Source organism: Bacillus cereus group sp. MYBKT14-1 (assembly GCF_051915185.1).
Lineage (GTDB): Bacteria > Bacillota > Bacilli > Bacillales > Bacillaceae_G > Bacillus_A > Bacillus_A cereus.
In genome coordinates, this window is record NZ_JBQAEF010000020.1 from 1 (window position 1) to 24,247 (window position 24,247).

The following is a 24,247-nucleotide window of genomic DNA, read 5'->3' on the forward strand; positions in this document are numbered from 1 at the left end:
ATGATTGTCCTTTTCTTGCCATAAAAAAATCCCCTCCAGATAAAACAGTATTGAGTCCATCATATCAGATGGACTCTTTTTTTACTGTCTACCTATAGGGGATAATACCAACTCCTTTTAAAAGGAGTCCTCTTTTTTATATTCACCTAACGGGAAAGTAACATATACTGGATGAAAGCCCTACCTCTCTCTCATCATTACGGTTCCACTGACCGCTCCTTGATTCACTAGTATACATATATAGCTTACAAATACAATTTATAGGGTTTGTTCACAAAAGTTGTTGATAAAATTACCCGATCTTTCGCAAACTTTTCGTATTGCATTCATAAGAGATATTTACTTTACACTAGCTGTAACCGAGACACGAATTAAAATTCTAACACCAATACAATAACTTGTCAATATTTTTCCGCAAATTAAAAACAGACATTAACGGTTTGTCTGTTTTAGAATGGAGCTTTTTCTTTTATTACATATACAACAAAGCCGCTTACTAACATAAATAAGCCAACTACTAAGTTTTTGATATTAATCATAAATTCCTCTCCCTTATTCCACACATCATATATATTTACATTTCAATTATTCCGATCATCCTAAAGCGCACTTTTTCTAATATATCATAATTCCTAAAAAATGCAAGTTCACTTTTGACGACCATTCACAAATTTATCTACAGTGCTTGGTACAGTATTTAAAGCCTTTTCAATTAAATGTGTACTGCTGTTGAGATGTAATACTTGCACTCCATTAGAACCAACTACTAAAAAAGCTACTGGACTAATGGAAACCCCAGCCCCGCTTCCTCCTCCAAATGGATGCCCTTGTTTGTTCTCTTTATGCTGATTTTGCCCACCGTTATGTTTTTCAGTAATAAAATCCCCTTTAAAATCACTTCCACCAGCTCCAAAACCAAAAGCCACTTGAGATACTGTTAATACTACATTTCCGTCAGCTGTTGAAACCGGGCTCCCAACAATTGTATTTACATCTACCATTTCTTTTAAATTTGTCATTGCCGTTTTCATTAAATTTTCAATTGGATGTTCCATTATGTATTGCACCCTTTCCTCATTATTCCTTTTTATATTTTCCAAAATAGAGGAAGTCATACTAACTTTTCCTATTTCAAGAAAACATTTTCCTCCTTTTAAAAGATACTACTCCCTGTACATGCTCCGGTATAGTGAAACTTTAATCAGTGGGATGTGTACGTAGCTCGACTCTCACAAATAGCGGGATAAAAAAGAAAAAGAGATACATACTACTATTGAACCTTGTTATGAAAGGAGTCATGACTTTGACTGAGAAATTTGATGATTATAAAAGAAAAGATAGAATAGATAGTGATTATAGTGACTATAAAGAAGAGTACGCCGCTGAGGTTGCACCACAACGCATTGATTATGATTACAATGATAAAGACGATAAAGATGTTGTAAAATCGTCCGCTGCTGGATCAACTGCTGGTTTTATTGCTCTTGCGCTATCTATCTTATCGCTATTTACATTTCCAACACTATTTGGTCTTGTTTCTGTTTTACTCGGTATTTACGCTTATAATCGCGGAGCTACTGTAACTGGCGGTATCGCTGCAGTTGTCGGTGGGATTGCTGCACTTATCGCAATTTTATTCCGAGTAGCACTTATTGGTCTATTGTTCTCCCTGTTCTAAAAAAGAAAAAGGTATCTCGCTTAACGCGGGATACCTTATCCTGTAAACACATCTTCCGATGGATATTTTATTTTTTGTTTTGCTGGTCGCGCTAAAGAGAACACAAGTGTTAATGGTCCGATTAATCCGCAGAACATAACAAACATAATAATACATTTTCCGAATGCCGATAGCTTTGCAGTAATTCCCATCGTTAATCCGACTGTGCCAAACGCTGATATTGTCTCAAATAATAATTGAATAAAGCTGAAGTTTTCTGTAAGCATTAATATAAATACCGCTGCAAAAATAAGTATTTGACTGGCAACAGCAATCGCTAAGGCCCTCGTTACTGTAGATATTTTAATTGTACGCTGAAATAAAACAATTTCCTCCTTTTTTCTAAAGAAAGAAAGGACAGATGTAATTAAGATAACAAACGTTGTTAATTTAATTCCTCCACCTGTCGATACACTTCCTGCACCAATAAACATTAAAATCATCGTAAACAATATAGATGATTCTTCCATACCTCCATAGTCAACCGTATTAAATCCAGCTGTCCGCGGGGTAATACCTTGAAAGAAGGAAGCCCATAGTTTTTCATTTAAAGATAAATTCCCTAACGTCTTCACATTATTATATTCCAATACAAAAATCACAATCATTGCTATAACATTTAGCACTACTGTTCCAATAATCATTATTTTTGAGTGAAGTGATAATTTTCGAAAACTGCGACTATACCATATATCAATTAATACGGTAAAACCGAGTCCACCTATTACAATTAAAGAGCAAATCCCGATATTAATAATGGGATCCCCTACATATCTTGTTAAATTATCTGGCCATAAAGCAAATCCTGCATTATTATAAGATGCAATTACATGAAAAATACTATAGTATAAACCTTTTCCAAAACCAAACTCTGGAATAAAGCGAAATGATAAAAAGATGACCCCAATAAGTTCAATACAAATCGAAAATATAAAGACACGTTTTACTAATTTTACAAGACCACCTATATTTGTTTGATTAAATGCTTCTCCAATTAACAAACGATGGCGTAATCCGATTTTTTTACCTAGTACCCAAACAATTAAAATGGCAATTGTCATAAGACCTAGACCACCTGTTTGAATTAAAAACATAATAACAATTTCGCCAAACATCGTAAATGTACTTGCTGTATCCACTACTCCCAAACCAGTTACGGTCGCTGCTGACGTTGCTGTAAAGAAAGCATCTACCCAACTAATATGTACTTTCGTTGCAAATGGTAATTTTAATAACAAACCGCCAACCACAATTAAGCAGAAAAATCCTAATGCTAATATTTGTGGTGGGTTTAATCGTATAAGACGATTATACAGCCCTTGTTTTTTTGTTACGTCCATATCACTAACTCCCTTATTAAAGTGAAGCTTTCCCCTCATAAATAAAAAGCTTTTTAAAAGCCCTTAAATAATTGGGACAAACCTTATATTCTCATAATATAGTTGAGCATAATCCTTTTTTTCATAGATTACAACTTTTATTTATATTCAGATTCCTTTTCATTTTATGCTGGAAAACTCTATACCCTAACTCAATATTGCTAGCAATAACAATTTCATATGTACTATTTTTCAAATCCCCATATCTTTCACTCTATGTTCACATAGAGGTCACATCCACCTTTTATAGTATATGTATCGAAGCTGTTCCTCCCTAATTTATAAGACATTCCCCAGTGTCTTTGAATAGCTTCCATCCCTAATTAAATTGACATAAATTGTCCCCTTCCCTTGACCATCTTATATATGATGGTCTTATTTTTTGTTTGCTCTATCTTTTATTCCGCTATTTGTGGGCAATAAACGCCCGATTGGTTAAGTTTAATAATTAACAGGGGATGAACAAAAAACACTCATTAAATTTTCATTTTATTTAAAACTCCCTCTCTCTTTCACTCTATATTCACACAGAGGTCACATCTACCTTTTATAGTATATGTATCGAAGTTGTTCCTCCCTAATTTATGAGACATTCCCCAGTGTCTTTGAACAGCTTCCATCCCTAATTAAATTGACATAAATTGTCCCCTTCCTTGACCATCTTATATATGATGGTCTTATTTTTTTGTCTTTCTATCTTTTATTTAAAACTTCCTCTCTCTTTCACCCTATGTTCACACAGAGGTCACATCTACCTTTTATAGTATATGTATCGAAGTTGTTCCTCCCTAATTTATAAGACATTCCCCAGTGTCTTTGAACAGCTTCCATCCCTAATTAAATTGACATAAATTGTCCCCTTCCTTGACCATCTTATAAATGATGGTCTTATTTTTTGTCTTTCTATCTTTTATTTAAAACTCCCTCTCTCTTTCACCCTATGTTCACATGAGAGTCACACCTATCTTTTATAGTATATGTATCGAAGTTGTTCCTCCCTAATTTATAAGACATTCCCCAGTGTCTTAAAGCAACTTCCATCCCTAATTAAATTGACATAAATTGTCCCCTTCCCTAGACCATCCTATGTGATGGTCTATTTTATTTTCCAAACACAAAATCAGTCTATCTACACTTAAACAAAAACGAAAAATTCAGAAAATATTGTCAAATCAGGTATTTTTTCGGTATAATTACTTTAGAAAGAAATTTCGCAAAAACAAAAGGGGGGATTTTATTGAAACAAACAAAAGCAATCTTAATCGCATTATTTCTAGGTCTAGTTGTTGGACTCACTCTAAATTTAGCTGCTCCATCTATCTTTGAGCCACTAAATCAATTTGTGTTCAACCCAATTGGTCAATTGTTTATTCGACTTATTAAAATGCTAGTTGTTCCTGTTGTGTTCATTTCTATCGTACTTGGTGCTGCCGGCCTTGGAGATCCGAAACAACTTGGAAGAATCGGTTTAAAATCAATTTCATTCTTTCTCGTAACAACTGCGGTTGCCATCTCTATAGCGGTTACATTTGCACTTATTATAAAACCAGGAGCTGGCGGTAATTTTAAAACAGAAGGTCTTAAGTATGAAGGTGCAAAAACTGAAACATCTTTCGTCGACACATTGCTAAATATCGTACCAGATAACCCAGCAAAAGCGATGGCTGACGGAAACATGTTACAAATCATTGCCTTTGCCGTATTGATTGGACTCGGTATAGCTATTTTAGGAAAACGAGTTCAAGGTATCCATTCATTACTTGAACAGGGCAACGAATTAATGATGTATCTTGTTAATCTCGTTATGAAATTAGCCCCAATTGGAACATTCGGTTTGCTCGCTTCATCCGTTGGTAAAATGGGGCTTGCAGGCGTCGCTGCGATGTTCAAGTATATGATTGTCGTTATGTTAGTACTCATTATTCACGGGGTCTTTGTATATGGCGGCTTATTAAAGGTATTAGCAAAAGAAAGTATTGTTCGTTTCTTTAAACATTTCGGACCAGTAATGGCAATTGGATTTAGTACATCTAGCTCTAATGCATCGCTTCCATTTGCAATGAAAACAGCACAAGATAAGCTTGGCGTTCCAAAAGCGATAAGCTCATTTGTACAACCACTAGGGGCAACTATTAATATGGATGGTACTGCCATTATGCAAGGGGTAGCCACTGTATTTATCGCTCAAGTATACGGAGTTGAACTTACATTACCGCAATTAGCTATGGTCGTATTAACTGCTGTACTAGCTAGTATCGGTACTGCTGGTGTACCTGGTGTTGGACTTGTAATGCTTACAATGGTTTTAAATCAAGTAAATCTACCAGTAGAAGGTATCGCTTTAATTATCGGTATTGACCGTATTTTAGATATGTCTAGAACGGCTGTAAACATTTCTGGTGATGCAATTTGCGCAATGATTGTCGCAAAATCAGAAGAAAAATATAATACGGATCAATCGGCAGCATCTTAAATCAAAAAAGGAGTGATGAATTTCACTCCTTTTTTGATTTACTCCCTTTTTTAGAACGATATTCTTTCCCTTTATTATCATTACCAGTTTCAAATTCAGTGCTAAATTCCTGATTAAACTGGCCGGACTTTGGTGATCCTTGATTACCGCTCCCTTTACTACCGTTACGATTCGTCATATTTCTCCCTCCCTTCCTTGTATTAGTAGTATGGCGCTCTATCTTTTTTCATACACATTTTATTTTTTAACATCTATTACACATGAAAGAAGACCTCCCATATATAAGGAAGATCTTCTATTTCATCACGTAAGCGTTTTCTTGTTTATAATCACTTAAATAAGTTTTTTGGAAATTGAAATCATTACATTCATTTCATCTTCTGAAAGTGCAGAGAATCTTTCTTGTAAATATTGTTTTTTCGCATCTTCCATTTTCGCAACTAAATCTTTCCCTTGTTCTGTAATCTCTAAATACACAACTCGGCGATCTGATGTAGAACGTGAACGAGTTACAAAACCTTTATTAATTAATTTTTCTGTAACAGCTGTAATATGACTATTCGACACATTTAATTCATTTGCTACACGCGATACCATTTCTTTATTCGTACGATTTAATATTCTCAGGACGATGAATTCATTCCACGGTATGTAACCACCAAATATTTTTCCGATATCGTTACGCAATGTGCGAAACATAGCAAACACATTTGTCGATAGTTCTTCCATTAATTGCTCTCGATTTTGAGACAACTTTGACAGCTCCTTTTATTTCATTTAGTTAAATAAAAACCTTATTAATAATTTTACATGAAATCTTACTTTTTGTCACCTTATTTTCCCATAATTCGTAGTTTTTTAATATGTATTTCATGATAAAATGAAGTTAACTTCCAGAAAAAGGGGGTATCTTAATGCATGAGGAGGAGAAATTCTCAGATCTCAGCCTAAAAGATAAAACGATTATCATTAGTATTATTGCTCTTTTTCTCATTATAATTTTTGCATTTATATTTTTTGTATATGTAGGAATCTTTCAAATTACAGGTATAGAGTATAGTTCACGTATTGCGTTACTTCTCTTTTTTTTATTAATCACTTTCTTAGACAGTATTACATTTTTCATCTTCAGTTTCTTCAAAGCGCTGCTATATCCACTGACACAAAACATGCCAAATTGGATTTCTATTACTCTTTTCTCATTCATTGAAATTACACTAGATTGGTTCGTCATTCATACTGCTGATGATTGGATAGAAAGCGTACAAATGTCCAACATAGCTGAATTATGTGTCGTACTATTCTTTTTCCTCTTAAATAAGTTATTAAGTGACGAGAAAGAGTAAGAATACAAGCTTTTCTATATAAAAATTGGTACAATGAAAGCAAATCTTACTAAAGAGGTGTTAATTATGAACTTACAACAATGGGCTGATAAAGGTATGTCCTTTGATACATATGTGAATGAAATGCAAGTAAACCAATACGAGCTACTACACATTTACAATAACTTTTTAATTCCAAATGAATTACTTCCTGTATTAGAAGAACGTCAAAATGACGGCTGGCGTGTTATCGTATTAACTGCTGATTGGTGTGGCGATGCTCTTTTATGCGTACCTGTTATGAAACGAATTTCTGAAGTTGCAAATATTGAAATGAGTTTATTAATTCGCGACGAAAACTTAGAATTAATGGATCAATATTTAACAAATGGAACAGCACGTGCGATTCCAATCTTTATTTTCATTGATAAAGATGGAAATGAACAAGCCGTCTTTGGACCACGCGCTCCAAAAGTACAAGAATTAGTAACTTCAATGCGCGCTACATTACCTGAAAAAGAAGATCCAACATTCGAAGAAAAACAAAAAGAAATGTATGCTAATTTCCGTGCTACATTAGCTGATGATACTTCTCTTTGGGAACATGTAATGGAAAATATGGTGGAAAAAATAGTAAAATAAAAAAACCTGCCGAGCTCGGCAGGTTTTTTTATTACATAATGAAGAAATAGAATACCGCAGCTAAAATGAAACGATAATAAGCAAACGGTGTTAGTTTCACACGAGATAATAATTTCAAGAATGAAACAATTGCAAGCATCGCAACAACGAATGCAGTTACAAATCCTGTTACAAATAGCGTTATATCTGCTGAGCTTAATACATCCCAGCTTTTAATTAAATCTAATCCACTTGCAGCTACCATCATCGGTACCGCTAAAATGAACGTATATTCAGCTGCCGCTGTATGCGACACGCGAGCTAATAAACCACCACTGATTGTAGAACCAGAACGAGAAAATCCTGGCCAAAGAGCTAAACATTGAAACATTCCAATTGTAAATGCCTGTTTATATGTGATTTCATCTAACGTTCTTGCTGTACTTGGTTTCGAAAACTTCTCAGCAACAATCATTAAAATACCACCGGCTACTAAGCTAATAACAACTGGTCCTGGACCAAATAAAACCTCTTTAATAGTGCTATGGAATAACACGCCAAATATCCCAGCAGGAATCATCCCGATAATAATATGTAATAAATTTAACGATGGTCCGTCTGTTACTTTACCTATTCCAACTAACGACCATAGACGCTTCCAAAATATAACAACAACTGCTAAAATCGATCCCAATTGGATAACAACTTCAAAAACTTTCGCTCTCTCATCGTCAAATCCAATTAAATGTCCTGTTAAAATCATATGTCCTGTTGATGATACTGGTAGAAACTCTGTTAACCCTTCAACAGCACCCATGATTAAACCAATTAACCAATCAGCCACAAGTAGTGCCTCCTTAATAACAAATAATATGTAATTTTTTCACACCTTATCATAATACCTTATCCCTTTTCAAAGTGCATCCTTTTTTTATTGGTTTCATATGTTATAGGCGCGTATTTCTTTTCTAATCTTTGATTAAATTGTATGATAGTAAGAGTTTGTTTTTTTATACGGAAAGGGGATTTTATGAAAGAAACTACTTCATTCTCACAAAAGTTAAAGCAATTTGTATTACTATTTTTTCCGATTTTCGTAACACAAATGTCATTATTTGCGATGAGTTTTTTTGATACAACGATGTCAGGACATGCAAGTCCAACTGATTTAGCAGGTGTTGCAATTGGAACAAGTATATGGATTCCAGTTAGTACGGGGTTAACAGGAATTTTAATGGCTACTACTCCCATTGTTGCACAGCTCGTTGGATCCAAGAAAAAAGAGGACGTTCCCCACGTTGTCATACAAGCAGTTTATTTAGCAATTTGTGCTAGCTTCGTTGTTATCCTCATCGGTTTTTTCGTCGTTTCACCTATTTTAAATGGCATGCGCTTAGAAGAACCTGTGGAACGTATTGCAGCGCAATTTTTAAGTATTATCGCAATAGGAATTATACCTTTATTCACTTACACTGTTTTACGTGGATTTATTGATGCATTAGGAAAAACTCGAACAACGATGATTATTACATTATTATCATTACCAATTAACGTAATATTAAATTACATATTAATTTTTGGTAACTTCGGTTTCCCAAAGCTTGGTGGTGTCGGAGCAGCAATTGCTTCCACTGCAACATATTGGTGCATTTTAATTATTACAGTCATTATTATTCAGACGAAAGAGCCTTTTGCCTCTTTCAACATTTTCAAACAATTATACCGACCTTCTCTTTCGAGTTGGAAAGCATTCTTAAAACTTGGCGTCCCTATCGGATTTGCTATCTTTTTTGAAACGAGTATTTTCGCTGCGGTAACGCTCATGATGAGTAATTTTAGTACGACAACTATTGCAGCTCACCAAGCAGCTATGAACTTTGCTTCCTTGTTATATATGACTCCGCTAAGTTTAGCAATGGCAATGACTATTGCGGTCGGATTCGAAGTTGGAGCAAAACGTTACGATAATGCAAAACAATACGGATTGATTGGAATTGGATTAGCCCTTGCCTTTGCTTTATTATATTCGATTCTTCTCTACTTCTTTGATGATCAAATTGCTTCTATTTATACGACAGATGCAAAAGTTCATCATTTAGCAAAAGAATTTCTTATCTTTGCAATTTTATTTCAAATTTCAGATGCAATTGCAACCCCTGTACAAGGAGCTTTGCGTGGTTATAAAGATGTAAATGTTGCTCTAATTATGACTTTAATTGCTTATTGGATAATAGGTCTACCACTAGGTTACATATTAGCGACGTATACAGAATGGGCCGCGAAAGGCTATTGGATCGGTCTTATTATCGGTCTAGCATTTGGCGCTGCCTTCCTACTTATCCGTCTCTTTCAAGTACAACGAAAATATACAACACAAAACAGCCGCTAATAATAAAGCGGCTGTTTTCTTTATGCATATTTTTTCTTGTAACGTATAATATAATGAAAAGAAAGGTGGGTACATATGGACGACAAAGAAAAAAAGCAATCATTCGATGAAGAATTTGCCCCTGAAATTTCACCTGGATATCGGCAAGATGTACATAAGCCACCTAAATATAAAAACACTTCGTTTTTAATGGGCATTACCATTTTCGCTGCTGTATTACTCATACTTATCATTTTCGTTTATTTTTGATGAAAGGTGGCCTATTATATGAAGAAACAAGATTCCAATCGTTCAAAAAGAACTGTTAAAACACAAAAAGGATATGCAGGAGATTCTGTTCATACTCTTAAACAAGTCGAGCAAGGGAATTTATATATTGCTCAAAAAGAACTTGGTCAACAAAATGAAAATCTGTAAAGGCCCTTTATTCCTTGAGGGCCTTTTTATTCCGCATTAAGTAATACACCCTCAAATGTTCTATTGAGCAATGAATTTCCTTTATTGTACGCGCTGCTTTTGTTCTAGCACCATAAAAATATTATTAACCTTTACAATTTTCACTTCATAATTCAATTTCATTTCGCTTCTCTTACCATTTTCAGTACCCTCAACGTACGCTACAGCTTGATAAAGAAAACTCTCATCGGTCTCTTCACGTATCTCCTCGCTTGTAAATTTATGCTCTAAATCTCGAAAACGATTTGGATAATAATTTTCCATTAATTGTTCATACCCTCTATTTAAAAATATTTCTTCACCTTTTCGTTTCACATCTTCTTTATTATTAAACTCAAACACTGATAGTTGTTCAGTCACAAAATGCTCTCCTACCTTTTTCATTTCATTATGAGTTAAATTTTCTATACTTTTGTTCTTTAATTCCTTATTTAACTCGTACTGATCAATCGGTTTAAAGGTAGCAAAAACCTCCTCTTTATATGACCAAAACAATACAAAAGCGATACATAGAGAAATGATTAACAGTCTTTTTTTCGTAATACTCCCGCCCTTCTTCATAATAATAGATATATTTTAACATATAGAAAGAAAATTCTGATATCATAAAATAGAATAACTTAACTCAGAAACGAGGAACAATTATGGACTCTTACAAACATTATATAAAAGAAGCTTTGCCTAATCTTTCTATACATTCATATAAACAAAATGAAGAAGGATGGGATAATGTAGCAGTTATAGTAAATGATGAGCTACTGTTTCGTTTCCCGCGAAAACAGGAATATGCGATGCGAATTCCGTTAGAAAAAGAACTATGCGCAATTCTCTCTTGTTCACTACATGAAATTAAAGTTCCAAAGTATCACCTATTCTATAAAAAGGAGACTGATGCTATTCCGCTTTGTAGTTACTATACTCTCATTCATGGTGAACCTTTAAAAACAGAAATAGTTACTACACTAGAAAAACAAGAACGAAAAGCACTTATTACACAATTAGCAACTTTCCTTGCTGCTCTACATAGTATTCCTCTAAAAAGTGTTACAGCGTTAGGATTCCCTATTGAAAAAACACTTACCTACTGGAAAGAGCTACAAACTAAATTAAATCAGTATGTTACTAACAATCTTACTTCGTTCCAGAAATCAGCCTTAAATCGTTTATTCGAGAATTTCTTTGCCTGTCTAGCCACATCTAAATTTCAAAATACAATCATTCACGCTGATTTTACACATCATCACATTTTATTTAACAAGCAGAACAAACGCATTTCAGGTGTTATCGATTTTGGTGATGCGCAAATTGGCGATCCTGCTTTTGATTTTGCAGGACTATATTATGATTTCGGAGATGAGTTTACTACATCTGTATATGAACAGTACAGTACACTTATTTCTCATCATGATCCATTACTCATGCATCGTATTACTACCTTTTATCAATACAGTCCTTTACTACATAATATTATTTATAACTTTGAGTCAGAGAATGAACTCGAATTCATTACAGGCACAGAACAGCTAAAAACGATATTACAGGGATGAGATTACATTCTCTCCCTATATACTCTCTCCTCATACATCATTAACTTTTTATCCATTTCAACAATAACTTTATACAATTGAAACGCCTGTAAAATTTGCAGTTGAATTTCAAAAGGAGCATTTTGTTCTTTTAACCATTGAAATACTTTTGTTTCATCTTTCATTGATTATTCCTCCCTTTATTCTGCTATTTGTGGGTAGCCCGATTAATGAGGGCTGATAATCAGTGGTTGATTGACAAAACCCCCACTGATTAAAGTTTCACTTTATTAAAATCTGCTACAAATATACCGTAAATGATGAAAAGCTTTTCATGTCAATAACAAAAAAGGATGCAAAGTTGCATCCTTTAATGAACTATATTTTTCTTCTGTTTCGCTTCTGTCTTTACTTCTTCCCCTTGGCATTCACTACGAAACGCACAACTTATACACTCAGAACGAAAATGACGCTCTGTATAATGCTCAGGTTGTTGCAACATTTCTTTCATTCTAGATAAATCAGCCATTCCAGTTATAATATCTTCCTGTTTCGGAATGTACTCATACTTAGTTCCTTCTATTAAATTAATAACTTCAATTTTTCCTGGAAAAACTCCGAAAGCTTTATAACTGAATACTGTCATTAGCTTCTGACAAAGAGCAAGCATTTCCTCATCTGCATCGACAACATACTTTTTAATTACAAACGACTCAGCACTCCACTCACCAACTTCAAATGTCAATGACATGTGGACACCTAACTCTTCCATATATGTTTGAAACTTCTCGTATAAAAACAATGGTGGTGTCTGACTATCATCCTTTTCAACGAACTGTAATAAGTGATCCGTTAGCTTCGCTAATACAATATAGTACTCCGTCTTCGAAGCAAACATATTAATCCTTACTTTTTTCCAATACTTTTCTATTAATATTAAAAGTACAATTTTCGTTTGTTGACCCGCAGGTAGCGTGTAATACTCGTTAATAATTTGATTGACAATCATTTGTGCTATTTGTTGCCATTCAAATGAAGAAGGTTCTCTTCTTTTTATGTGACGAAAATAAAATTTATGCGGACAACGCATAAAATCATACAAATGATAATCTGTCATCGTTTTGATTGAGATTTTCTCATGCACTTGCTCTTCATCTCCCTTCTGCCATTAAGAAAGGTGTTTTACAAATTCAGCTCCAAACTGTAAACATTTTTCTACATCTTCATCTTCTGGCGTTAATTCTACTTTTAGTCCTTCTAACACAACTGCTGCCCCGCGCTCTTGTAGCTTTTCTATTAAAATGTCAACTGCCACTCCGTATTTCGGATAAGCCGAATCACATGATCCGAATACTGCCGCTTTTTTCCCAGTTAAATCAATAGAATCCATTGCATCATAAAAATCTAAGAAATCATCAGGAAGATCGCCATCTCCCCAAGTGTATGCACCTAAAATAATTCCATCATACTGTTCTAATATAGAAGCTTCTGGTGAATCCATAATATCAATAACTTCAATTTCATTTTCTGTTTCACGAATTACGCCGGCAATATGGTCAGCCATTTCCTCTGTATTTCCACTCATACTTGCAAAAATCATTACTAACTTACTCAACTGAACCTCTCCCTTTACTTTGTATCTCTTTTTCTGTTTGAATGCTCTTCTTCTCATCTACATATTCAGACCGAATTACATTTCTTTGCCATTCCATATGCTGATCAACATCTTTATTTTTATCTTTTAATCCCCTCCGCAGAAGGTGAAAATTCTTTCTCATTAACATGTCGCATCCATCCTATTGATAATAATTATCAATTCCAACTATATTTAGATTAATTGACATTGATTATCAATGTCAATAACTATTTTTAAAAAAATGATTAAAATGTACAAGCTTGTCCGTTAGCTATTCATATACTATGAATGAGCATAGTTCTTTCTCAGCCCTCTCTGACGGAAAGAAATAAAAGCAACTGCAATAGAGTGCAGTTGCCTTTTTTTGTTTTTCTATGATTTTAGTAATCTTATAGTCGTCTCTAAAAATAGCTCCACTCCACAAATTAATGCTGATTCATCCAAGTCAAATTTCGGATGATGATGTGGATAACAAGTATATATATTTTCATTACCTGTTCCTAATTTAATGAAACAACCAGGTGCTTTTCTTAAATATGCTGAAAAATCTTCTCCACCCATAGAAGGTTCAAGCTTCACAACACGCTCATTTCCAAACAAATGTAGTGCACTTTCTTCTACTATTTTCGTAATATATTCATCATTAATAACCGGATCATATCCATATCGATACGTATATGTATACGATCCTCCATGTGCTTCTGTAATTCCTTTCACAATTTTCTCGATTTTCCCTTCTGCTTCCACCCTCAATGCTTGATTAAATGAACGAACAGTTCCCATTAAAGTTGCTGTACTAGGAATAATATTGTCAGCCGTTCCCCCATGAAATTGTGTAACTGAAACAACCCTTTGCATAAAAGCACTTGTATTTCTTGATACGATATGTTGTAGATTTGTAATAATCTGTGCTCCGATAGCAATAGGATCTATCGTTTCTTCTGGTCGCGCCGCATGTCCTCCTTTGCCTTGAATCTCAACTGTAAATACGTCTGGAGCTGCCATCATCGGTCCATATGCAATTCCTATCTTTCCACTCTCAAGTCCTGACATAACATGTAAACCTATTACATAATCAACACCGTCCATTACACCTGCCTCAACCATTTCTTGTCCCCCGCCTGGATACACCTCTTCTGCGTGCTGAAAGAATAGACGAATCTCACCTGCAAAATCTTCCTTTATATTTGATAACACCTCTGCTGTGCTTAATAAAATAGCTGCGTGAGCATCGTGCCCACATGCATGCATCATTCCTTTATTCACAGATGTATAAGATTTACTTGTCTCCTCTTGAATTGGCAAAGCGTCTATATCAGCTCGAATCGCAATTACTTTCCCTTGCTTCACACCTCTTTTAATTGCTAGTACACTATATTTCGTCGGTCTCGTTACTTCAAAAGAAGAAAATGAGCATAATGTATTATATATAAATTGCGAAGTTTCTTTTTCATGAAATGATAATTCCGGATACTTATGGAAATGCCTTCTCCATTTCACGATATTTTCTTCCGAAATTAGATTCTTCCACACTCTATTCATGATAATTTCCTCCTTTTCAAAAGAACTAGAAATTTAAAAGTTTACTCCGTCTTAAATGATTAATAAAAACAAACACTGTATTTTTACGTATTCTTATAGTCCACTTTTATGTATTCACACAATCCACTTTCTATTTACATGTCAAACCCATTACAAATTCATGCTGAATGTAATATAATTGCTAAGTTAGGGATTTTCTTTTTTAGTATTTAGTGCTAATATCAGAAAAGAGCCTTTTGACTTATTTTTACCTAAAATGTGGGATTTTGTTTTTTTCACAATAATGTAGGACATGATACCTACAAAGAGCTATTATTTCATTAAGAGAGGGAAAGACATGGAAAGATTAAAAGAGATATGGTCTCGACCACTCACACAATGGGTTGCAAAGACGGTTTATTATCTTGCAATTTTATTTGCATTACTTTGGTTGTATGGATTCCATGATACAAACACAAGTACATTTATTTACAATGAATTCTAGGGTGGGAACGTTATGAAGTTATTAGAACAAATTGAAAAGTGGGCTGCAGAAACGCCTGATCAAACCGCTTTTGTTTGGCGAGATGCGAAAATTACGTACAAACAATTAAAGGAAGATTCTGATGCGTTAGCACATTGGATTTCTTCTGAGTATCCAGACGATCGTTCACCAATTATGGTGTATGGCCATATGCAACCTGAAATGATTATTAACTTTTTAGGATGTGTAAAAGCTGGACATGCTTACATTCCTGTAGATTTATCTATCCCAGCTGATCGTGTACAACGTATTGCTGAAAATTCTGGTGCGAAATTACTTTTATCGGCAACAGCAGTAACTGTAACTGATTTACCAGTTCGCATCGTAAGTGAAGACAACTTAAAAGATATTTTCTTTACTCATAAAGGGAACACTCCAAATCCTGAACATGCGGTAAAAGGTGATGAGAATTTCTACATTATTTACACATCAGGAAGCACAGGTAATCCGAAAGGGGTTCAGATTACTTATAACTGCCTTGTTAGCTTTACAAAATGGGCTGTAGAAGATTTCAACTTACAAACAGGGCAAGTATTCTTAAACCAAGCACCTTTCTCATTCGATTTATCTGTAATGGATATTTACCCATCATTAGTAACAGGTGGTACACTTTGGGCAATCGATAAAGATATGATTGCGCGTCCAAAAGACTTGTTTGCTTCTTTAGAGCAATCGGATATTCAAGTATGGACTTCCACACCTTCTTTCGCTGAAATGTGTTTAATGGAAGCATCTTTCTCTGAGAGTATGCTACCGAACATGAAAACATTCTTATTCTGCGGTGAAGTGTTACCAAATGAAGTGGCTAGAAAATTAATTGAACGTTTCCCTAAAGCAACAATTATGAATACGTATGGTCCAACAGAAGCTACTGTCGCTGTAACAGGTATTCACGTTACAGAAGAAGTGCTTGATCAATACAAATCACTTCCAGTTGGCTATTGTAAATCAGACTGTCGCCTTCTTATTATGAAAGAAGATGGCACGATCGCACCTGATGGTGAAAAAGGTGAAATCGTAATTGTCGGTCCAAGCGTAAGCGTTGGATATTTAGGAAGCCCTGAATTAACAGAAAAAGCATTTACTATGATTGACGGTGAGCGCGCCTATAAAACAGGCGATGCTGGCTATGTTGAAAATGGTCTTCTATTCTATAATGGTCGTCTTGATTTCCAAATTAAGCTGCATGGTTATCGAATGGAATTAGAAGAAATTGAGCATCACCTTCGTGCGTGTTCTTACGTAGAAGGAGCAGTTATCGTTCCAATTAAAAAAGGTGAGAAATACGATTATTTATTAGCGGTTGTTGTTCCTGGAGAACATTCATTTGAAAAAGAATTCAAATTAACATCTGCAATCAAAAAAGAACTCAATGAGCGATTACCAAACTACATGATTCCACGTAAATTCATGTATCAATCTTCTATTCCAATGACACCAAATGGAAAGGTAGATCGCAAAAAATTATTGAGTGAGGTTACAGCATGACCGCATATGGATCATTTTATTTTTTCGCTATAGTGGGCATTTTATTAATACCTACTATCATAGCTGGATTAAAAGGTAAAATGTTGCGCAAATATAATGCCGTTTTAACATTAGTCATGATTGCTATTATCTTCTCAGATAAACCAAAGCAAGCAATGATGCTAGCTGCATTTATTATTTGGCAATATGTCCTTATTAAAGGCTATTTAATTTTAAGAAAACAAAATAATAGTACATTCACATTTTGCATAGCTGTTATTTTATCGATTTTGCCTCTTATTTTGGCAAAAATCGCGCCGTTTGCATCGTTTTTACCTGAGTTAAAACTTGTTGTTTTCCTAGGTATATCTTACGTAACATTCAGAGCAGTTCAAATGGTATTTGAAGTTCGTGATGGTTTAATTAAAGAGCTTTCTTTCTTTAACTTCTGGGAATTCGTTTTATTCTTCCCTGCGATTTCAACAGGACCTATCGATCGTTACCGAAGATTCCAAAAAGATATTCAAAAGCCACCTAGCGCTGAAGAATATCAAAATTTACTATATACAGGACTAAATCGTATTTTCCAAGGTTTCTTGTATAAATTTATTATTGCTTACTTAATAAAGCAATATTGTATGGATCCAGCATTCGCTCAACACGATACAATATTTTCAAATATGATTTACATGTATAGCTATAGCTTATATCTATTCTTTGATTTTGCTGGTTATAGCTCTTTTGTAATTGGTGTAAGTTATATGATGGGAATTAAAACGCCAGAAAACTTCAATAAGCCATTCCTTAGTCGTAATATTAAAGACTTCTGGAACCGCTGGCACATGAGTTTATCATTCTGGTTCCGTGATTTTATTTACATGCGTTTCGTCTTTTTTGCAACGAAGAAAAAGTTAATTAAGAACCGTTACACTATTTCGTATATCGGTGCATTTTTAAACTTCTTCATTATGGGAATTTGGCACATCCAAGGAAGCGCTGTTGCGCAGTATGTTATTTATGGTCTATACCATGCCGCACTGTTTATTTTATTCGATATTTTTGAACGAAAAAACAAGAAGCATAAGTTTTGGCCAAACAATAAATTTACACACATCCTTGCGATTGTAATTACGTTCCACGTTGTATGTTTCGGTTTCCTAATCTTCTCTGGACACCTTAACAGATACTTTTAATGCACCCTTCTTATTCCATTAAGAAGTTGCACATATAATATATTTCGGATATAAAGGAGATTTTAAAAATGGCAGAATTCAAAGAGCAAGTATTAGATATTTTAGAAGAAGTATGTGAAAACGATATTGTGAAAGAAAACTTAGATGTTCAATTATTTGAAGAAGGTATCCTTGATTCTTTCGCTGTAGTATCTTTATTAGTTGAATTCCAAGAGCGTTTAGATATTGAAGTTTCTATTTCTGATTTTGACCGTGACGAGTGGGCTACACCAAACATGGTTATTAAAAAGTTGGAAGAAATCCGATGAACAAAGCAAAATTTGGTCCGATGCTTTTAGCATTGGCCCTTTTTGCTGTATTCTTACTTATTCCAACGCGCTTCCTACTTCCACTTTTAAGTGATGAAAAAGTAGAACAAGCTGCTACTTCTTTAAAAGAAGAAAAAATTCAAAGTATGATTTTACAGCAAAAGATGTTAGCAGATCCAAAATATCTTCCGATGTACGGTTCATCGGAATTCGCACGTATGGATGCTTTCCATCCATCTAATTATTTTAAAGTAAAGCCTGAAGGATTTACGCCATTCCTTCTTGGACGCGGCGGAACACAAGACCTTGTACATGTATTAAACTTCGCATCTACAATGGATCAATTGAAAGATAAGAAAATGGTATTCGTTCTTTCTCCGCAATGGTTTGTACCACAAGGTATTGACGAAACGCACTTTGCACCTAACTTTTCAAAACAACAAGGTTACCACTTCATTTTCAACAATGATTTAAAACCTGAAATGAAAAAACAAATTGCAAAGCGTTTATTAAACTTTGAGATTGTAAAAAAAGAAACTTTATTAAAAATTTCGCTTGAAGGTATCGCTTATGATGATACGAAGTATAAAGTAAAAGCACTTGCTGCTAAACCTTTCGCTTATATTTATCGTAACATTTTAGATCGTAAAGATTTATTTACAGCTATGTTTAATATTAAACCGCACAAAGAGAAGCTCGATCCTTCATTAAAACAAATGAACTGGGAAGAGGCTCGTAAACATGCGGATCAAACAGGTGCAGCAGAATCTGGATCTAATGAATATGGTATCGAAGATGGTTACTTCAATAGCAAAATTAAGAAAAAATTAAAGCAACGTGAAGGTTACTTAAAAAATGATGCTTATGACCAATCGCCAGAATATGAAGATTTACAAATTGTACTTGATTTATTAAAACAATCTGGTGCAAAACCACTCTTCATTTCTGTTCCTGTCAAAGGTCCTTGGTACGACTACGCTGGCTTCCCGAAAGAACGCCGCGAAGCATACTATAAGAAAGTTCATGAGCAAATTGAAAAAGCTGGTTATCCAATTGCCGACTTCTCAAATCATGAATACGATAAATACTTCTTAAAAGATCATATGCACTTAGGTTGGAAAGGCTGGGTTTACATCGACGAAGCCATCCAACAATTTTATAAAGCAAACTAACGAAAAGACCGCTTGAATTACTCAAGTGGTCTTTTTGTATATATTTTGTAATTGTTCGATTGCATTCGCCGCTTCTTTCATAACTCGCTCCACTACATGCTGAGCTGATTCGATTCGTGCCAATGATGCTGCCTGTCCTGCCCAAAGTGACATATATTCTTCCTTATTTTGCTTCGCTGCCTCTTGGCGTATTTTAGTAGTTAATACGTTTTGCACTGGATATACCGGAAGCCCTTCTTCTTTTCCTTCATGTCTCTCTATAAATTCATTCCGAATACCGCGTGCATATTTCCCGGAAAACGCACGAGTTACAGTTGTGCTCGTATCTGTACTATGTAAAACCGCTTCTTTATACACATCGTGCGTAATACTCTCTTCACTTGTTAAAAAGGCTGATCCCATTTGAACACCTTCTGCTCCTAGTGCCAATGCCGCAACAAGCCCTTGTCCGTTCATTACACCACCTGCTGCGACAATTGGGATATGCGGAATAACCCCTACTAACTGAGGTATTAACGCAAAAGTACCAATCATAGCATCTCGTTCTTTCCCAATAAACGTTCCTCTATGCCCTCCTGCTTCGCTACCTTGCCCAATAATAATATCTACTCCTAGTTCAGCAAGTACTTTCGCTTCCTTCACATGGGTAGCTGTTCCGATAACTTTTATTCCACTTCTTTTTAAATCATTTATTTCTTCTTTTTCTAACGTTTGAAATGCAAAGCTAACGACCGGTACTTTTTCATCTAATAGCACTTGTAATTGTTCCTTATAGCTTTTTGGAAGCTTTAACGTTCCTTCTACTTCTATACCTAATTCTCTATTCACTCCGCTTAGTAATACTTTCGCCTCATTTACCTTCTCTTCTTCTATTTCTATCTCTTTCGTTACAAGTAAATTAACACCGAAAGGCTTATCTGTTAGTTCTCTTATTCTATAAATCGCTTCACGAATTTGTTCTGGGCTCATATAGCCGGCTCCAAGCGTCCCTAATCCTCCACTATTACTTACTGCTGCAACAAGTTCTGGCGTCGTAATCGCGCCTGCCATACCGGCTTGAACAACGGGATACTCAATTTTTAATATGTCTGTTACTCGACTTGTAAACATCATTTCCCCTCCTATTTCCTTTATATCTTCTTTATTTGATAAGCTTTCCCCTGCTTTTGCAAGGGTTGCACTTCATATGAAGCGAATATATTGAAAGAGAAGGAGGCTGAGCTTAATGATTTATCCAAATGCATTAAAACAAGGTGATACAGTAATGATTATTGCACCATCTGGTCCACCTACAATCGAAAGTGTATTAAAAGGTGTGAATGTATTACAAGAGATGGGGTTATCCGTAATAATCGGGAAGAGTGTTTACGAGAAATATGGATTTTTAGCCGGAAGTGATCAAGTTCGGCTTGACGATATACATGAAGCATTTACAAATAATGAAGTGAAGGCAATTTTTTGTGCACGAGGTGGTTATGGAAGTGCTCGTCTTCTTCCTCACATTCAATATGAAGTTATTAGGCAAAATCCAAAAATCTTTTGGGGATATAGCGATATTACAGCTTTACATACTGCTGTTTCACGTTATGCAAAGCTTATAACATTTCATGGTCCGATGATTGAAGAACTAGGAAAAGGTATTGATTCCCTATCTTTATCCTCTTTTAATCAGCTATTCCATCCGTATTCAACCATTTTATCTGCATCAGAATGTATCGTACCTAGCTCTCACAGTACAGTTACAAGTACGTTAGTTGGAGGAAATTTAGCTGTGTTAACAAGTATAATTGGCTCGCCCTACGAGATAATTACGAACAATACACTTTTATTACTTGAAGACATTGGTGAAGAACCGTACCGCATTGACCGTATGTTAAATCAGCTACTTTTATCTGGAAAGTTTAATGAATGCAGGGGCGTTATTTTCACAAGTTGTCACGACTGTACTCCTTCAAAGCCCTCTCAATCATTGCAAACAATATTATATGAATATTTCGCGCCATATCATATACCTGTCCTATTCGATTTACCAATTGGACATATAAGTCCAAACATCGGTATTCCACTTGGAGCTACAGCGACAATAAACACGAATAATAAAACAGTCTCTATTTCTTCTGGTATAGCCACTTCATATTCAAATTAAAAAGTAAAAGGAAAAGCGATTACGCTTTTCCTTTTACTTATAATAATTAAAAATTCGTCCAGATGCGATATCTGCAATTTCTTCTGGAATAAATGTTTTACTTATATCAGTGCCAACATTTAATACAGCTGTAGCATCTTTCTCAATGCTACCAAATAACTCTTTCCCACGTATCGTAATAAGGGGCGTTCCTTCTGGCAACACATCTTTTACAAATTCCATTTGTGTAAAGAACGGAACGATCCATCTACCTTCTCCTTGGAAATGACGCAAACGAAGTATTCCTTCTGTTGCCCCGTCCTCTGCTTCTAGTGAACCAGCAACATAAAACTCAGTAGATAAGAGCAATTCATAAAATTCCTTTTGCTTCTGTTTATCATCCCCTGCTACAACAAGTACCTCTTCTAATTTCTTTACTGAAATTTGCTCCATATGATGCCACCCCTATTTTCAAAATGATTGTACTTAGATTATACGAAATATTCTTATTTTTTTCTACATAATTCGCAATTATTTTCTTAAAATAACTTTAACACTTCTTTTGTCGTCACAATCGTAGCAAACTCTTCATGTAAATTTACAAGTGTCATATTGTGAATATCTTCTGCACTATACTCCTTACCATCTAAACCTTTACGGTTAAACGTAGCCGTTGCATCACTCACTAAATATGTTGTAAATCCTAAATTCCCTGCCATTCGTGTCGTAGTTTCCACGCAATGATTTGTCGTTAATCCTACAACCACTACTGCATTACATTTGTTCTTTCTTAATTGCTCTTCTAAATTTGTTCCAATGAACGCGCTGTTAACGAATTTCTGAATAACCACTTCATCAAGTAGTGGTTGCACTTCTTCTTTAAAGTTTACCGTTTCCGCTCTCTCATAAAACATTGACTGAGCATTTTCTTTATTTACATGTTGAATATGAAAAACTGGTCGTTCCCTTTTTCTCCATTCTTCTAACAAAATTCTCATGTTTTCTTCAGCAAAAATATTATTTCTCTCGCCCCAATCTGGTAATTGAAATGCCTTTTGTACATCGATTATGATAAGTGCTATTTGATTTGTCATCATTTCCCCCTTAATTTGGCTGTAATTGAAATAGAAAACCAAGTTGTTGTGACGCAGTAATAAAGCAAACATAGGCGCAAAGCTCTACAATTTCTTTTTCTGTCCAATATTGTTTTAATACGTGAAACATATTATCATCTATTGCTTTTCGGTCATGAACAAATGTATGCGCAAAAGTAACAGCTACACCAATCTCCTCTGCCTTTTGCACATCATCAGGTCTTCCCTTTGCCATACAGTACGGACATTCATTCCCATACGCTAATGTTCTTCTCACTTGCTCCTTCAACTCTGCTGAAAGAGTTCCTTTATTGTACAGTGTATCTTCTAACTTACTCCACGAGTGTAATATATCCGAATTATGCCCTAATAACTTTTGAAACTTTGTATCTCCTACATTTGATAATGAAATTCTCTCCATCATTTCCCCTCCTATTTCCTTCTGTTTTATTGTAAAATAAATAACGTTCACTTTACATTTCATATGAATCTTAATTTATATTTTTCCTTTACAAAAATCATTATTTTACTGGAGGTATATTTACAAATGCAACTAGACCGTGTTGATCGAAAAATTTTAAATGAATTATATAATGATAGTCGCCTTTCTATGCGTGAATTGGCGAAACGAGTAAACTTATCTGCTCCGTCTACTGCAGAACGTGTTCGTAAACTTGAAAGTGAAGGCGTTATTCAAAAATATACAATCGATATCGACTATAAAAAAGCAGGACTAGTTTTAGATTGTATTTTAGAAATCACTTTAAAAAATGGTGATACAACACGTATGCAACAGTTTATTCAGTCTTATCCATCTGCAAGTTTTTGTTACCGAGTAACAGGAAGCTTATGCTACATTGTAAAAATTTCTGTTCCTTCACTCGTTGAACTTGAAGAATTTATCAATGATGTTTCTTCATATGCAACGACAGTTTCTCATATCGTATTATCAGAAGTATCTCTTACTCCTGATATTGAACATATCTTCCCAGAAGATTAATTTATTTTTATTCATAAATTATAAAAAAACCCCTTACAATAAGAATAAAAATAATATATTATGTATTAAAATACATAATATTCGAGAAAGGGGCTTTACATTGAAAATCTGGTTTTATGAAAAAACGGCACAATTAGATGACTTGCTTGGTATTTGGGACAATGTTCCGACCATCCCGCGAATTGGTGAAAAAGTGGAGATTTTAAAGACAGTCCGCACTGTTACAGATATTAAATATGTAAAGAACGGTAATAATTTTCGTGTAGAAATTATTACAAATTAAAAAGTAGCTCCTAAGAGC

Annotated in this window: 32 protein-coding genes; 16 read left to right on the forward strand and 16 right to left on the reverse strand. The window is 34.7% G+C overall.

Going from position 1 to position 24,247, the window contains the following annotated elements; genetic code table 11:
• Positions 1–449: 449 nt before the first annotated feature.
• Together ACTFO4_RS26735 and ytfJ are read right to left on the reverse strand one after the other, a co-directional pair.
• Positions 450–539: a hypothetical protein gene (locus ACTFO4_RS26735; RefSeq protein WP_000608227.1), complete on the reverse strand. Its 90-nt coding sequence runs from the start codon at positions 537–539 to the stop codon at positions 450–452.
• Positions 540–647: 108 nt separating this feature from the next.
• Positions 648–1,115, reverse strand: a complete 468-nt coding sequence (gene ytfJ / locus ACTFO4_RS26740; protein WP_000204234.1) for a GerW family sporulation protein — start codon at positions 1,113–1,115, stop codon at positions 648–650.
• A gap of 188 nt (positions 1,116–1,303) precedes the next feature.
• Here ytfJ and ACTFO4_RS26745 point away from each other — a divergent pair, with 188 nt between their 5' ends.
• Positions 1,304–1,678 (forward strand): hypothetical protein, encoded by a 375-nt coding sequence (locus ACTFO4_RS26745; RefSeq protein ID WP_000136542.1) that lies wholly within the window; start codon positions 1,304–1,306, stop codon positions 1,676–1,678.
• 35 nt (positions 1,679–1,713) lie between these two features.
• Here the strand turns inward: ACTFO4_RS26745 and ACTFO4_RS26750 are convergent, their stop codons facing one another.
• Positions 1,714–3,057 carry a TrkH family potassium uptake protein gene (locus ACTFO4_RS26750; RefSeq protein ID WP_000383525.1) on the reverse strand — a complete coding sequence of 448 codons (1,344 nt, stop codon included), beginning with the start codon at positions 3,055–3,057 and terminating at the stop codon, positions 1,714–1,716.
• 1,276 nt (positions 3,058–4,333) lie between these two features.
• Between ACTFO4_RS26750 and ACTFO4_RS26755 the strand changes: the two genes are divergently transcribed.
• Positions 4,334–5,569, forward strand: coding sequence for a dicarboxylate/amino acid:cation symporter (locus ACTFO4_RS26755; protein ID WP_000814802.1), 1,236 nt, complete (start codon positions 4,334–4,336; stop codon positions 5,567–5,569).
• 22 nt (positions 5,570–5,591) lie between these two features.
• Here ACTFO4_RS26755 and ACTFO4_RS26760 read toward each other — a convergent pair whose 3' ends face one another.
• The gene (locus ACTFO4_RS26760) at positions 5,592–5,747 is read right to left on the reverse strand and encodes a hypothetical protein (RefSeq protein WP_000184928.1); all 156 of its coding nucleotides are present in this window, start codon (positions 5,745–5,747) and stop codon (positions 5,592–5,594) included.
• A gap of 155 nt (positions 5,748–5,902) precedes the next feature.
• On the reverse strand, positions 5,903–6,322 hold the full coding sequence (locus ACTFO4_RS26765) for a MarR family winged helix-turn-helix transcriptional regulator (protein ID WP_000081432.1): 420 nt from the start codon (positions 6,320–6,322) through the stop codon (positions 5,903–5,905).
• Positions 6,323–6,483: 161 nt separating this feature from the next.
• On the opposite strand from ACTFO4_RS26765, the gene ACTFO4_RS26770 reads away from it, so the two are divergent.
• Both ACTFO4_RS26770 and ACTFO4_RS26775 read left to right on the forward strand, forming a co-directional pair.
• Entirely contained in the window at positions 6,484–6,915 is a 432-nt protein-coding gene (locus ACTFO4_RS26770; protein ID WP_061456955.1) for a YrvL family regulatory protein, read from the forward strand.
• A 33-nt stretch (positions 6,916–6,948) separates the two neighbouring features.
• Complete coding sequence (locus ACTFO4_RS26775) at positions 6,949–7,536, forward strand: thioredoxin family protein (protein WP_002040836.1); 588 nt, start codon at positions 6,949–6,951, stop codon at positions 7,534–7,536.
• A gap of 31 nt (positions 7,537–7,567) precedes the next feature.
• On the opposite strand, the gene uppP is transcribed toward ACTFO4_RS26775, so the two are convergent.
• Entirely contained in the window at positions 7,568–8,359 is a 792-nt protein-coding gene (gene uppP / locus ACTFO4_RS26780; RefSeq protein WP_061456954.1) for a bacitracin resistance undecaprenyl-diphosphatase, read from the reverse strand.
• Positions 8,360–8,545: 186 nt separating this feature from the next.
• Here uppP and ACTFO4_RS26785 point away from each other — a divergent pair, with 186 nt between their 5' ends.
• From ACTFO4_RS26785 to ACTFO4_RS26795, 3 genes are all read left to right on the forward strand, one after another.
• Positions 8,546–9,904 (forward strand): MATE family efflux transporter, encoded by a 1,359-nt coding sequence (locus tag ACTFO4_RS26785; protein WP_061456953.1) that lies wholly within the window; start codon positions 8,546–8,548, stop codon positions 9,902–9,904.
• A gap of 75 nt (positions 9,905–9,979) precedes the next feature.
• Positions 9,980–10,153 carry a hypothetical protein gene (locus tag ACTFO4_RS26790; protein ID WP_000341062.1) on the forward strand — a complete coding sequence of 58 codons (174 nt, stop codon included), beginning with the start codon at positions 9,980–9,982 and terminating at the stop codon, positions 10,151–10,153.
• A gap of 18 nt (positions 10,154–10,171) precedes the next feature.
• A complete protein-coding gene (locus tag ACTFO4_RS26795; protein ID WP_000743742.1) occupies positions 10,172–10,321 on the forward strand; it encodes a hypothetical protein in 150 nt (49 codons plus the stop codon).
• Between the two features lie 81 nt (positions 10,322–10,402).
• On the opposite strand, the gene ACTFO4_RS26800 is transcribed toward ACTFO4_RS26795, so the two are convergent.
• Positions 10,403–10,921: a hypothetical protein gene (locus ACTFO4_RS26800; protein ID WP_061456952.1), complete on the reverse strand. Its 519-nt coding sequence runs from the start codon at positions 10,919–10,921 to the stop codon at positions 10,403–10,405.
• Positions 10,922–11,004: 83 nt separating this feature from the next.
• On the opposite strand from ACTFO4_RS26800, the gene ACTFO4_RS26805 reads away from it, so the two are divergent.
• Positions 11,005–11,907, forward strand: coding sequence for an aminoglycoside phosphotransferase family protein (locus tag ACTFO4_RS26805; protein WP_061456951.1), 903 nt, complete (start codon positions 11,005–11,007; stop codon positions 11,905–11,907).
• A gap of 2 nt (positions 11,908–11,909) precedes the next feature.
• On the opposite strand, the gene ACTFO4_RS26810 is transcribed toward ACTFO4_RS26805, so the two are convergent.
• The 5 genes from ACTFO4_RS26810 to amaA all read right to left on the reverse strand — a co-directional run bounded on the left by ACTFO4_RS26810 (position 11,910) and on the right by amaA (position 15,064).
• Complete coding sequence (locus ACTFO4_RS26810; protein WP_000651086.1) at positions 11,910–12,071, reverse strand: hypothetical protein; 162 nt, start codon at positions 12,069–12,071, stop codon at positions 11,910–11,912.
• 185 nt (positions 12,072–12,256) lie between these two features.
• A complete protein-coding gene (locus ACTFO4_RS26815) occupies positions 12,257–13,030 on the reverse strand; it encodes a hypothetical protein (RefSeq protein ID WP_061456950.1) in 774 nt (257 codons plus the stop codon).
• A gap of 24 nt (positions 13,031–13,054) precedes the next feature.
• Complete coding sequence (locus ACTFO4_RS26820; protein WP_000041153.1) at positions 13,055–13,501, reverse strand: flavodoxin; 447 nt, start codon at positions 13,499–13,501, stop codon at positions 13,055–13,057.
• Positions 13,494–13,670: a hypothetical protein gene (locus ACTFO4_RS26825; protein WP_000929023.1), complete on the reverse strand. Its 177-nt coding sequence runs from the start codon at positions 13,668–13,670 to the stop codon at positions 13,494–13,496. The genes ACTFO4_RS26820 and ACTFO4_RS26825 overlap by 8 nt, the downstream gene beginning before the upstream one ends.
• Positions 13,671–13,894: 224 nt before the next feature.
• Complete coding sequence (gene amaA, locus ACTFO4_RS26830; protein WP_061456949.1) at positions 13,895–15,064, reverse strand: N-acyl-aliphatic-L-amino acid amidohydrolase; 1,170 nt, start codon at positions 15,062–15,064, stop codon at positions 13,895–13,897.
• Between the two features lie 337 nt (positions 15,065–15,401).
• On the opposite strand from amaA, the gene ACTFO4_RS26835 reads away from it, so the two are divergent.
• The 5 genes from ACTFO4_RS26835 to dltD all read left to right on the forward strand — a co-directional run bounded on the left by ACTFO4_RS26835 (position 15,402) and on the right by dltD (position 19,727).
• Positions 15,402–15,548: a teichoic acid D-Ala incorporation-associated protein DltX gene (locus ACTFO4_RS26835; RefSeq protein ID WP_000440293.1), complete on the forward strand. Its 147-nt coding sequence runs from the start codon at positions 15,402–15,404 to the stop codon at positions 15,546–15,548.
• Positions 15,549–15,560: 12 nt separating this feature from the next.
• Positions 15,561–17,075: a D-alanine--poly(phosphoribitol) ligase subunit DltA gene (dltA, locus tag ACTFO4_RS26840; protein ID WP_000770505.1), complete on the forward strand. Its 1,515-nt coding sequence runs from the start codon at positions 15,561–15,563 to the stop codon at positions 17,073–17,075.
• Positions 17,072–18,247, forward strand: coding sequence for a D-alanyl-lipoteichoic acid biosynthesis protein DltB (gene dltB, locus ACTFO4_RS26845; protein ID WP_000127933.1), 1,176 nt, complete (start codon positions 17,072–17,074; stop codon positions 18,245–18,247). The genes dltA and dltB overlap by 4 nt, the downstream gene beginning before the upstream one ends.
• A gap of 68 nt (positions 18,248–18,315) precedes the next feature.
• Entirely contained in the window at positions 18,316–18,555 is a 240-nt protein-coding gene (gene dltC, locus ACTFO4_RS26850) for a D-alanine--poly(phosphoribitol) ligase subunit DltC (RefSeq protein ID WP_000807310.1), read from the forward strand.
• Positions 18,552–19,727: a D-alanyl-lipoteichoic acid biosynthesis protein DltD gene (dltD, locus tag ACTFO4_RS26855; protein ID WP_001030268.1), complete on the forward strand. Its 1,176-nt coding sequence runs from the start codon at positions 18,552–18,554 to the stop codon at positions 19,725–19,727. The genes dltC and dltD overlap by 4 nt, the downstream gene beginning before the upstream one ends.
• Before the next feature lie 21 nt (positions 19,728–19,748).
• On the opposite strand, the gene ACTFO4_RS26860 is transcribed toward dltD, so the two are convergent.
• Complete coding sequence (locus tag ACTFO4_RS26860) at positions 19,749–20,837, reverse strand: NAD(P)H-dependent flavin oxidoreductase (protein WP_440014521.1); 1,089 nt, start codon at positions 20,835–20,837, stop codon at positions 19,749–19,751.
• Between the two features lie 115 nt (positions 20,838–20,952).
• Between ACTFO4_RS26860 and ACTFO4_RS26865 the strand changes: the two genes are divergently transcribed.
• Entirely contained in the window at positions 20,953–21,873 is a 921-nt protein-coding gene (locus ACTFO4_RS26865) for a S66 peptidase family protein (RefSeq protein WP_000640079.1), read from the forward strand.
• A 33-nt stretch (positions 21,874–21,906) separates the two neighbouring features.
• Here the strand turns inward: ACTFO4_RS26865 and ACTFO4_RS26870 are convergent, their stop codons facing one another.
• The 3 genes from ACTFO4_RS26870 to ACTFO4_RS26880 form a co-directional block, all read right to left on the reverse strand.
• Positions 21,907–22,305: an SseB family protein gene (locus ACTFO4_RS26870; RefSeq protein WP_000435265.1), complete on the reverse strand. Its 399-nt coding sequence runs from the start codon at positions 22,303–22,305 to the stop codon at positions 21,907–21,909.
• Positions 22,306–22,391: 86 nt separating this feature from the next.
• Positions 22,392–22,946: a cysteine hydrolase family protein gene (locus tag ACTFO4_RS26875; protein WP_000184427.1), complete on the reverse strand. Its 555-nt coding sequence runs from the start codon at positions 22,944–22,946 to the stop codon at positions 22,392–22,394.
• A 10-nt stretch (positions 22,947–22,956) separates the two neighbouring features.
• The gene (locus ACTFO4_RS26880; protein ID WP_128809297.1) at positions 22,957–23,370 is read right to left on the reverse strand and encodes a carboxymuconolactone decarboxylase family protein; all 414 of its coding nucleotides are present in this window, start codon (positions 23,368–23,370) and stop codon (positions 22,957–22,959) included.
• 123 nt (positions 23,371–23,493) lie between these two features.
• On the opposite strand from ACTFO4_RS26880, the gene ACTFO4_RS26885 reads away from it, so the two are divergent.
• Positions 23,494–23,946, forward strand: coding sequence for an Lrp/AsnC family transcriptional regulator (locus ACTFO4_RS26885; RefSeq protein ID WP_001175498.1), 453 nt, complete (start codon positions 23,494–23,496; stop codon positions 23,944–23,946).
• 100 nt (positions 23,947–24,046) lie between these two features.
• On the forward strand, positions 24,047–24,229 hold the full coding sequence (locus ACTFO4_RS26890; protein ID WP_000707107.1) for a DUF3913 family protein: 183 nt from the start codon (positions 24,047–24,049) through the stop codon (positions 24,227–24,229).
• Positions 24,230–24,247: the final 18 nt, after the last annotated feature.

Bases quoted from the DNA above. Each gene is read 5' to 3' on its own strand.
- ACTFO4_RS26865 (WP_000640079.1), top strand. From the start codon at position 20,953: ATGATTTATCCAAATGCATTAAAACAAGGTGATACAGTAATGATTATT.
- dltC (WP_000807310.1), top strand. From the start codon at position 18,316: ATGGCAGAATTCAAAGAGCAAGTATTAGATATTTTAGAAGAAGTATGT.
- ACTFO4_RS26825 (WP_000929023.1), bottom strand. From the start codon at position 13,670: ATGTTAATGAGAAAGAATTTTCACCTTCTGCGGAGGGGATTAAAAGAT.
- ACTFO4_RS26805 (WP_061456951.1), top strand. From the start codon at position 11,005: ATGGACTCTTACAAACATTATATAAAAGAAGCTTTGCCTAATCTTTCT.
- ACTFO4_RS26860 (WP_440014521.1), bottom strand. From the start codon at position 20,837: ATGTTTACAAGTCGAGTAACAGACATATTAAAAATTGAGTATCCCGTT.
- ACTFO4_RS26880 (WP_128809297.1), bottom strand. From the start codon at position 23,370: ATGATGGAGAGAATTTCATTATCAAATGTAGGAGATACAAAGTTTCAA.
- ACTFO4_RS26790 (WP_000341062.1), top strand. From the start codon at position 9,980: ATGGACGACAAAGAAAAAAAGCAATCATTCGATGAAGAATTTGCCCCT.
- ACTFO4_RS26875 (WP_000184427.1), bottom strand. From the start codon at position 22,946: ATGACAAATCAAATAGCACTTATCATAATCGATGTACAAAAGGCATTT.
- ACTFO4_RS26775 (WP_002040836.1), top strand. From the start codon at position 6,949: ATGAAAGCAAATCTTACTAAAGAGGTGTTAATTATGAACTTACAACAA.
- dltD (WP_001030268.1), top strand. From the start codon at position 18,552: ATGAACAAAGCAAAATTTGGTCCGATGCTTTTAGCATTGGCCCTTTTT.
- dltA (WP_000770505.1), top strand. From the start codon at position 15,561: ATGAAGTTATTAGAACAAATTGAAAAGTGGGCTGCAGAAACGCCTGAT.
- ACTFO4_RS26735 (WP_000608227.1), bottom strand. From the start codon at position 539: ATGATTAATATCAAAAACTTAGTAGTTGGCTTATTTATGTTAGTAAGC.
- dltB (WP_000127933.1), top strand. From the start codon at position 17,072: ATGACCGCATATGGATCATTTTATTTTTTCGCTATAGTGGGCATTTTA.
- ACTFO4_RS26770 (WP_061456955.1), top strand. From the start codon at position 6,484: ATGCATGAGGAGGAGAAATTCTCAGATCTCAGCCTAAAAGATAAAACG.
- ACTFO4_RS26795 (WP_000743742.1), top strand. From the start codon at position 10,172: ATGAAGAAACAAGATTCCAATCGTTCAAAAAGAACTGTTAAAACACAA.
- ACTFO4_RS26870 (WP_000435265.1), bottom strand. From the start codon at position 22,305: ATGGAGCAAATTTCAGTAAAGAAATTAGAAGAGGTACTTGTTGTAGCA.
- ACTFO4_RS26750 (WP_000383525.1), bottom strand. From the start codon at position 3,057: ATGGACGTAACAAAAAAACAAGGGCTGTATAATCGTCTTATACGATTA.
- amaA (WP_061456949.1), bottom strand. From the start codon at position 15,064: ATGAATAGAGTGTGGAAGAATCTAATTTCGGAAGAAAATATCGTGAAA.
- ACTFO4_RS26785 (WP_061456953.1), top strand. From the start codon at position 8,546: ATGAAAGAAACTACTTCATTCTCACAAAAGTTAAAGCAATTTGTATTA.
- ACTFO4_RS26810 (WP_000651086.1), bottom strand. From the start codon at position 12,071: ATGAAAGATGAAACAAAAGTATTTCAATGGTTAAAAGAACAAAATGCT.
- ACTFO4_RS26885 (WP_001175498.1), top strand. From the start codon at position 23,494: ATGCAACTAGACCGTGTTGATCGAAAAATTTTAAATGAATTATATAAT.
- ACTFO4_RS26800 (WP_061456952.1), bottom strand. From the start codon at position 10,921: ATGAAGAAGGGCGGGAGTATTACGAAAAAAAGACTGTTAATCATTTCT.
- ACTFO4_RS26835 (WP_000440293.1), top strand. From the start codon at position 15,402: ATGGAAAGATTAAAAGAGATATGGTCTCGACCACTCACACAATGGGTT.
- ACTFO4_RS26760 (WP_000184928.1), bottom strand. From the start codon at position 5,747: ATGACGAATCGTAACGGTAGTAAAGGGAGCGGTAATCAAGGATCACCA.
- ytfJ (WP_000204234.1), bottom strand. From the start codon at position 1,115: ATGACTTCCTCTATTTTGGAAAATATAAAAAGGAATAATGAGGAAAGG.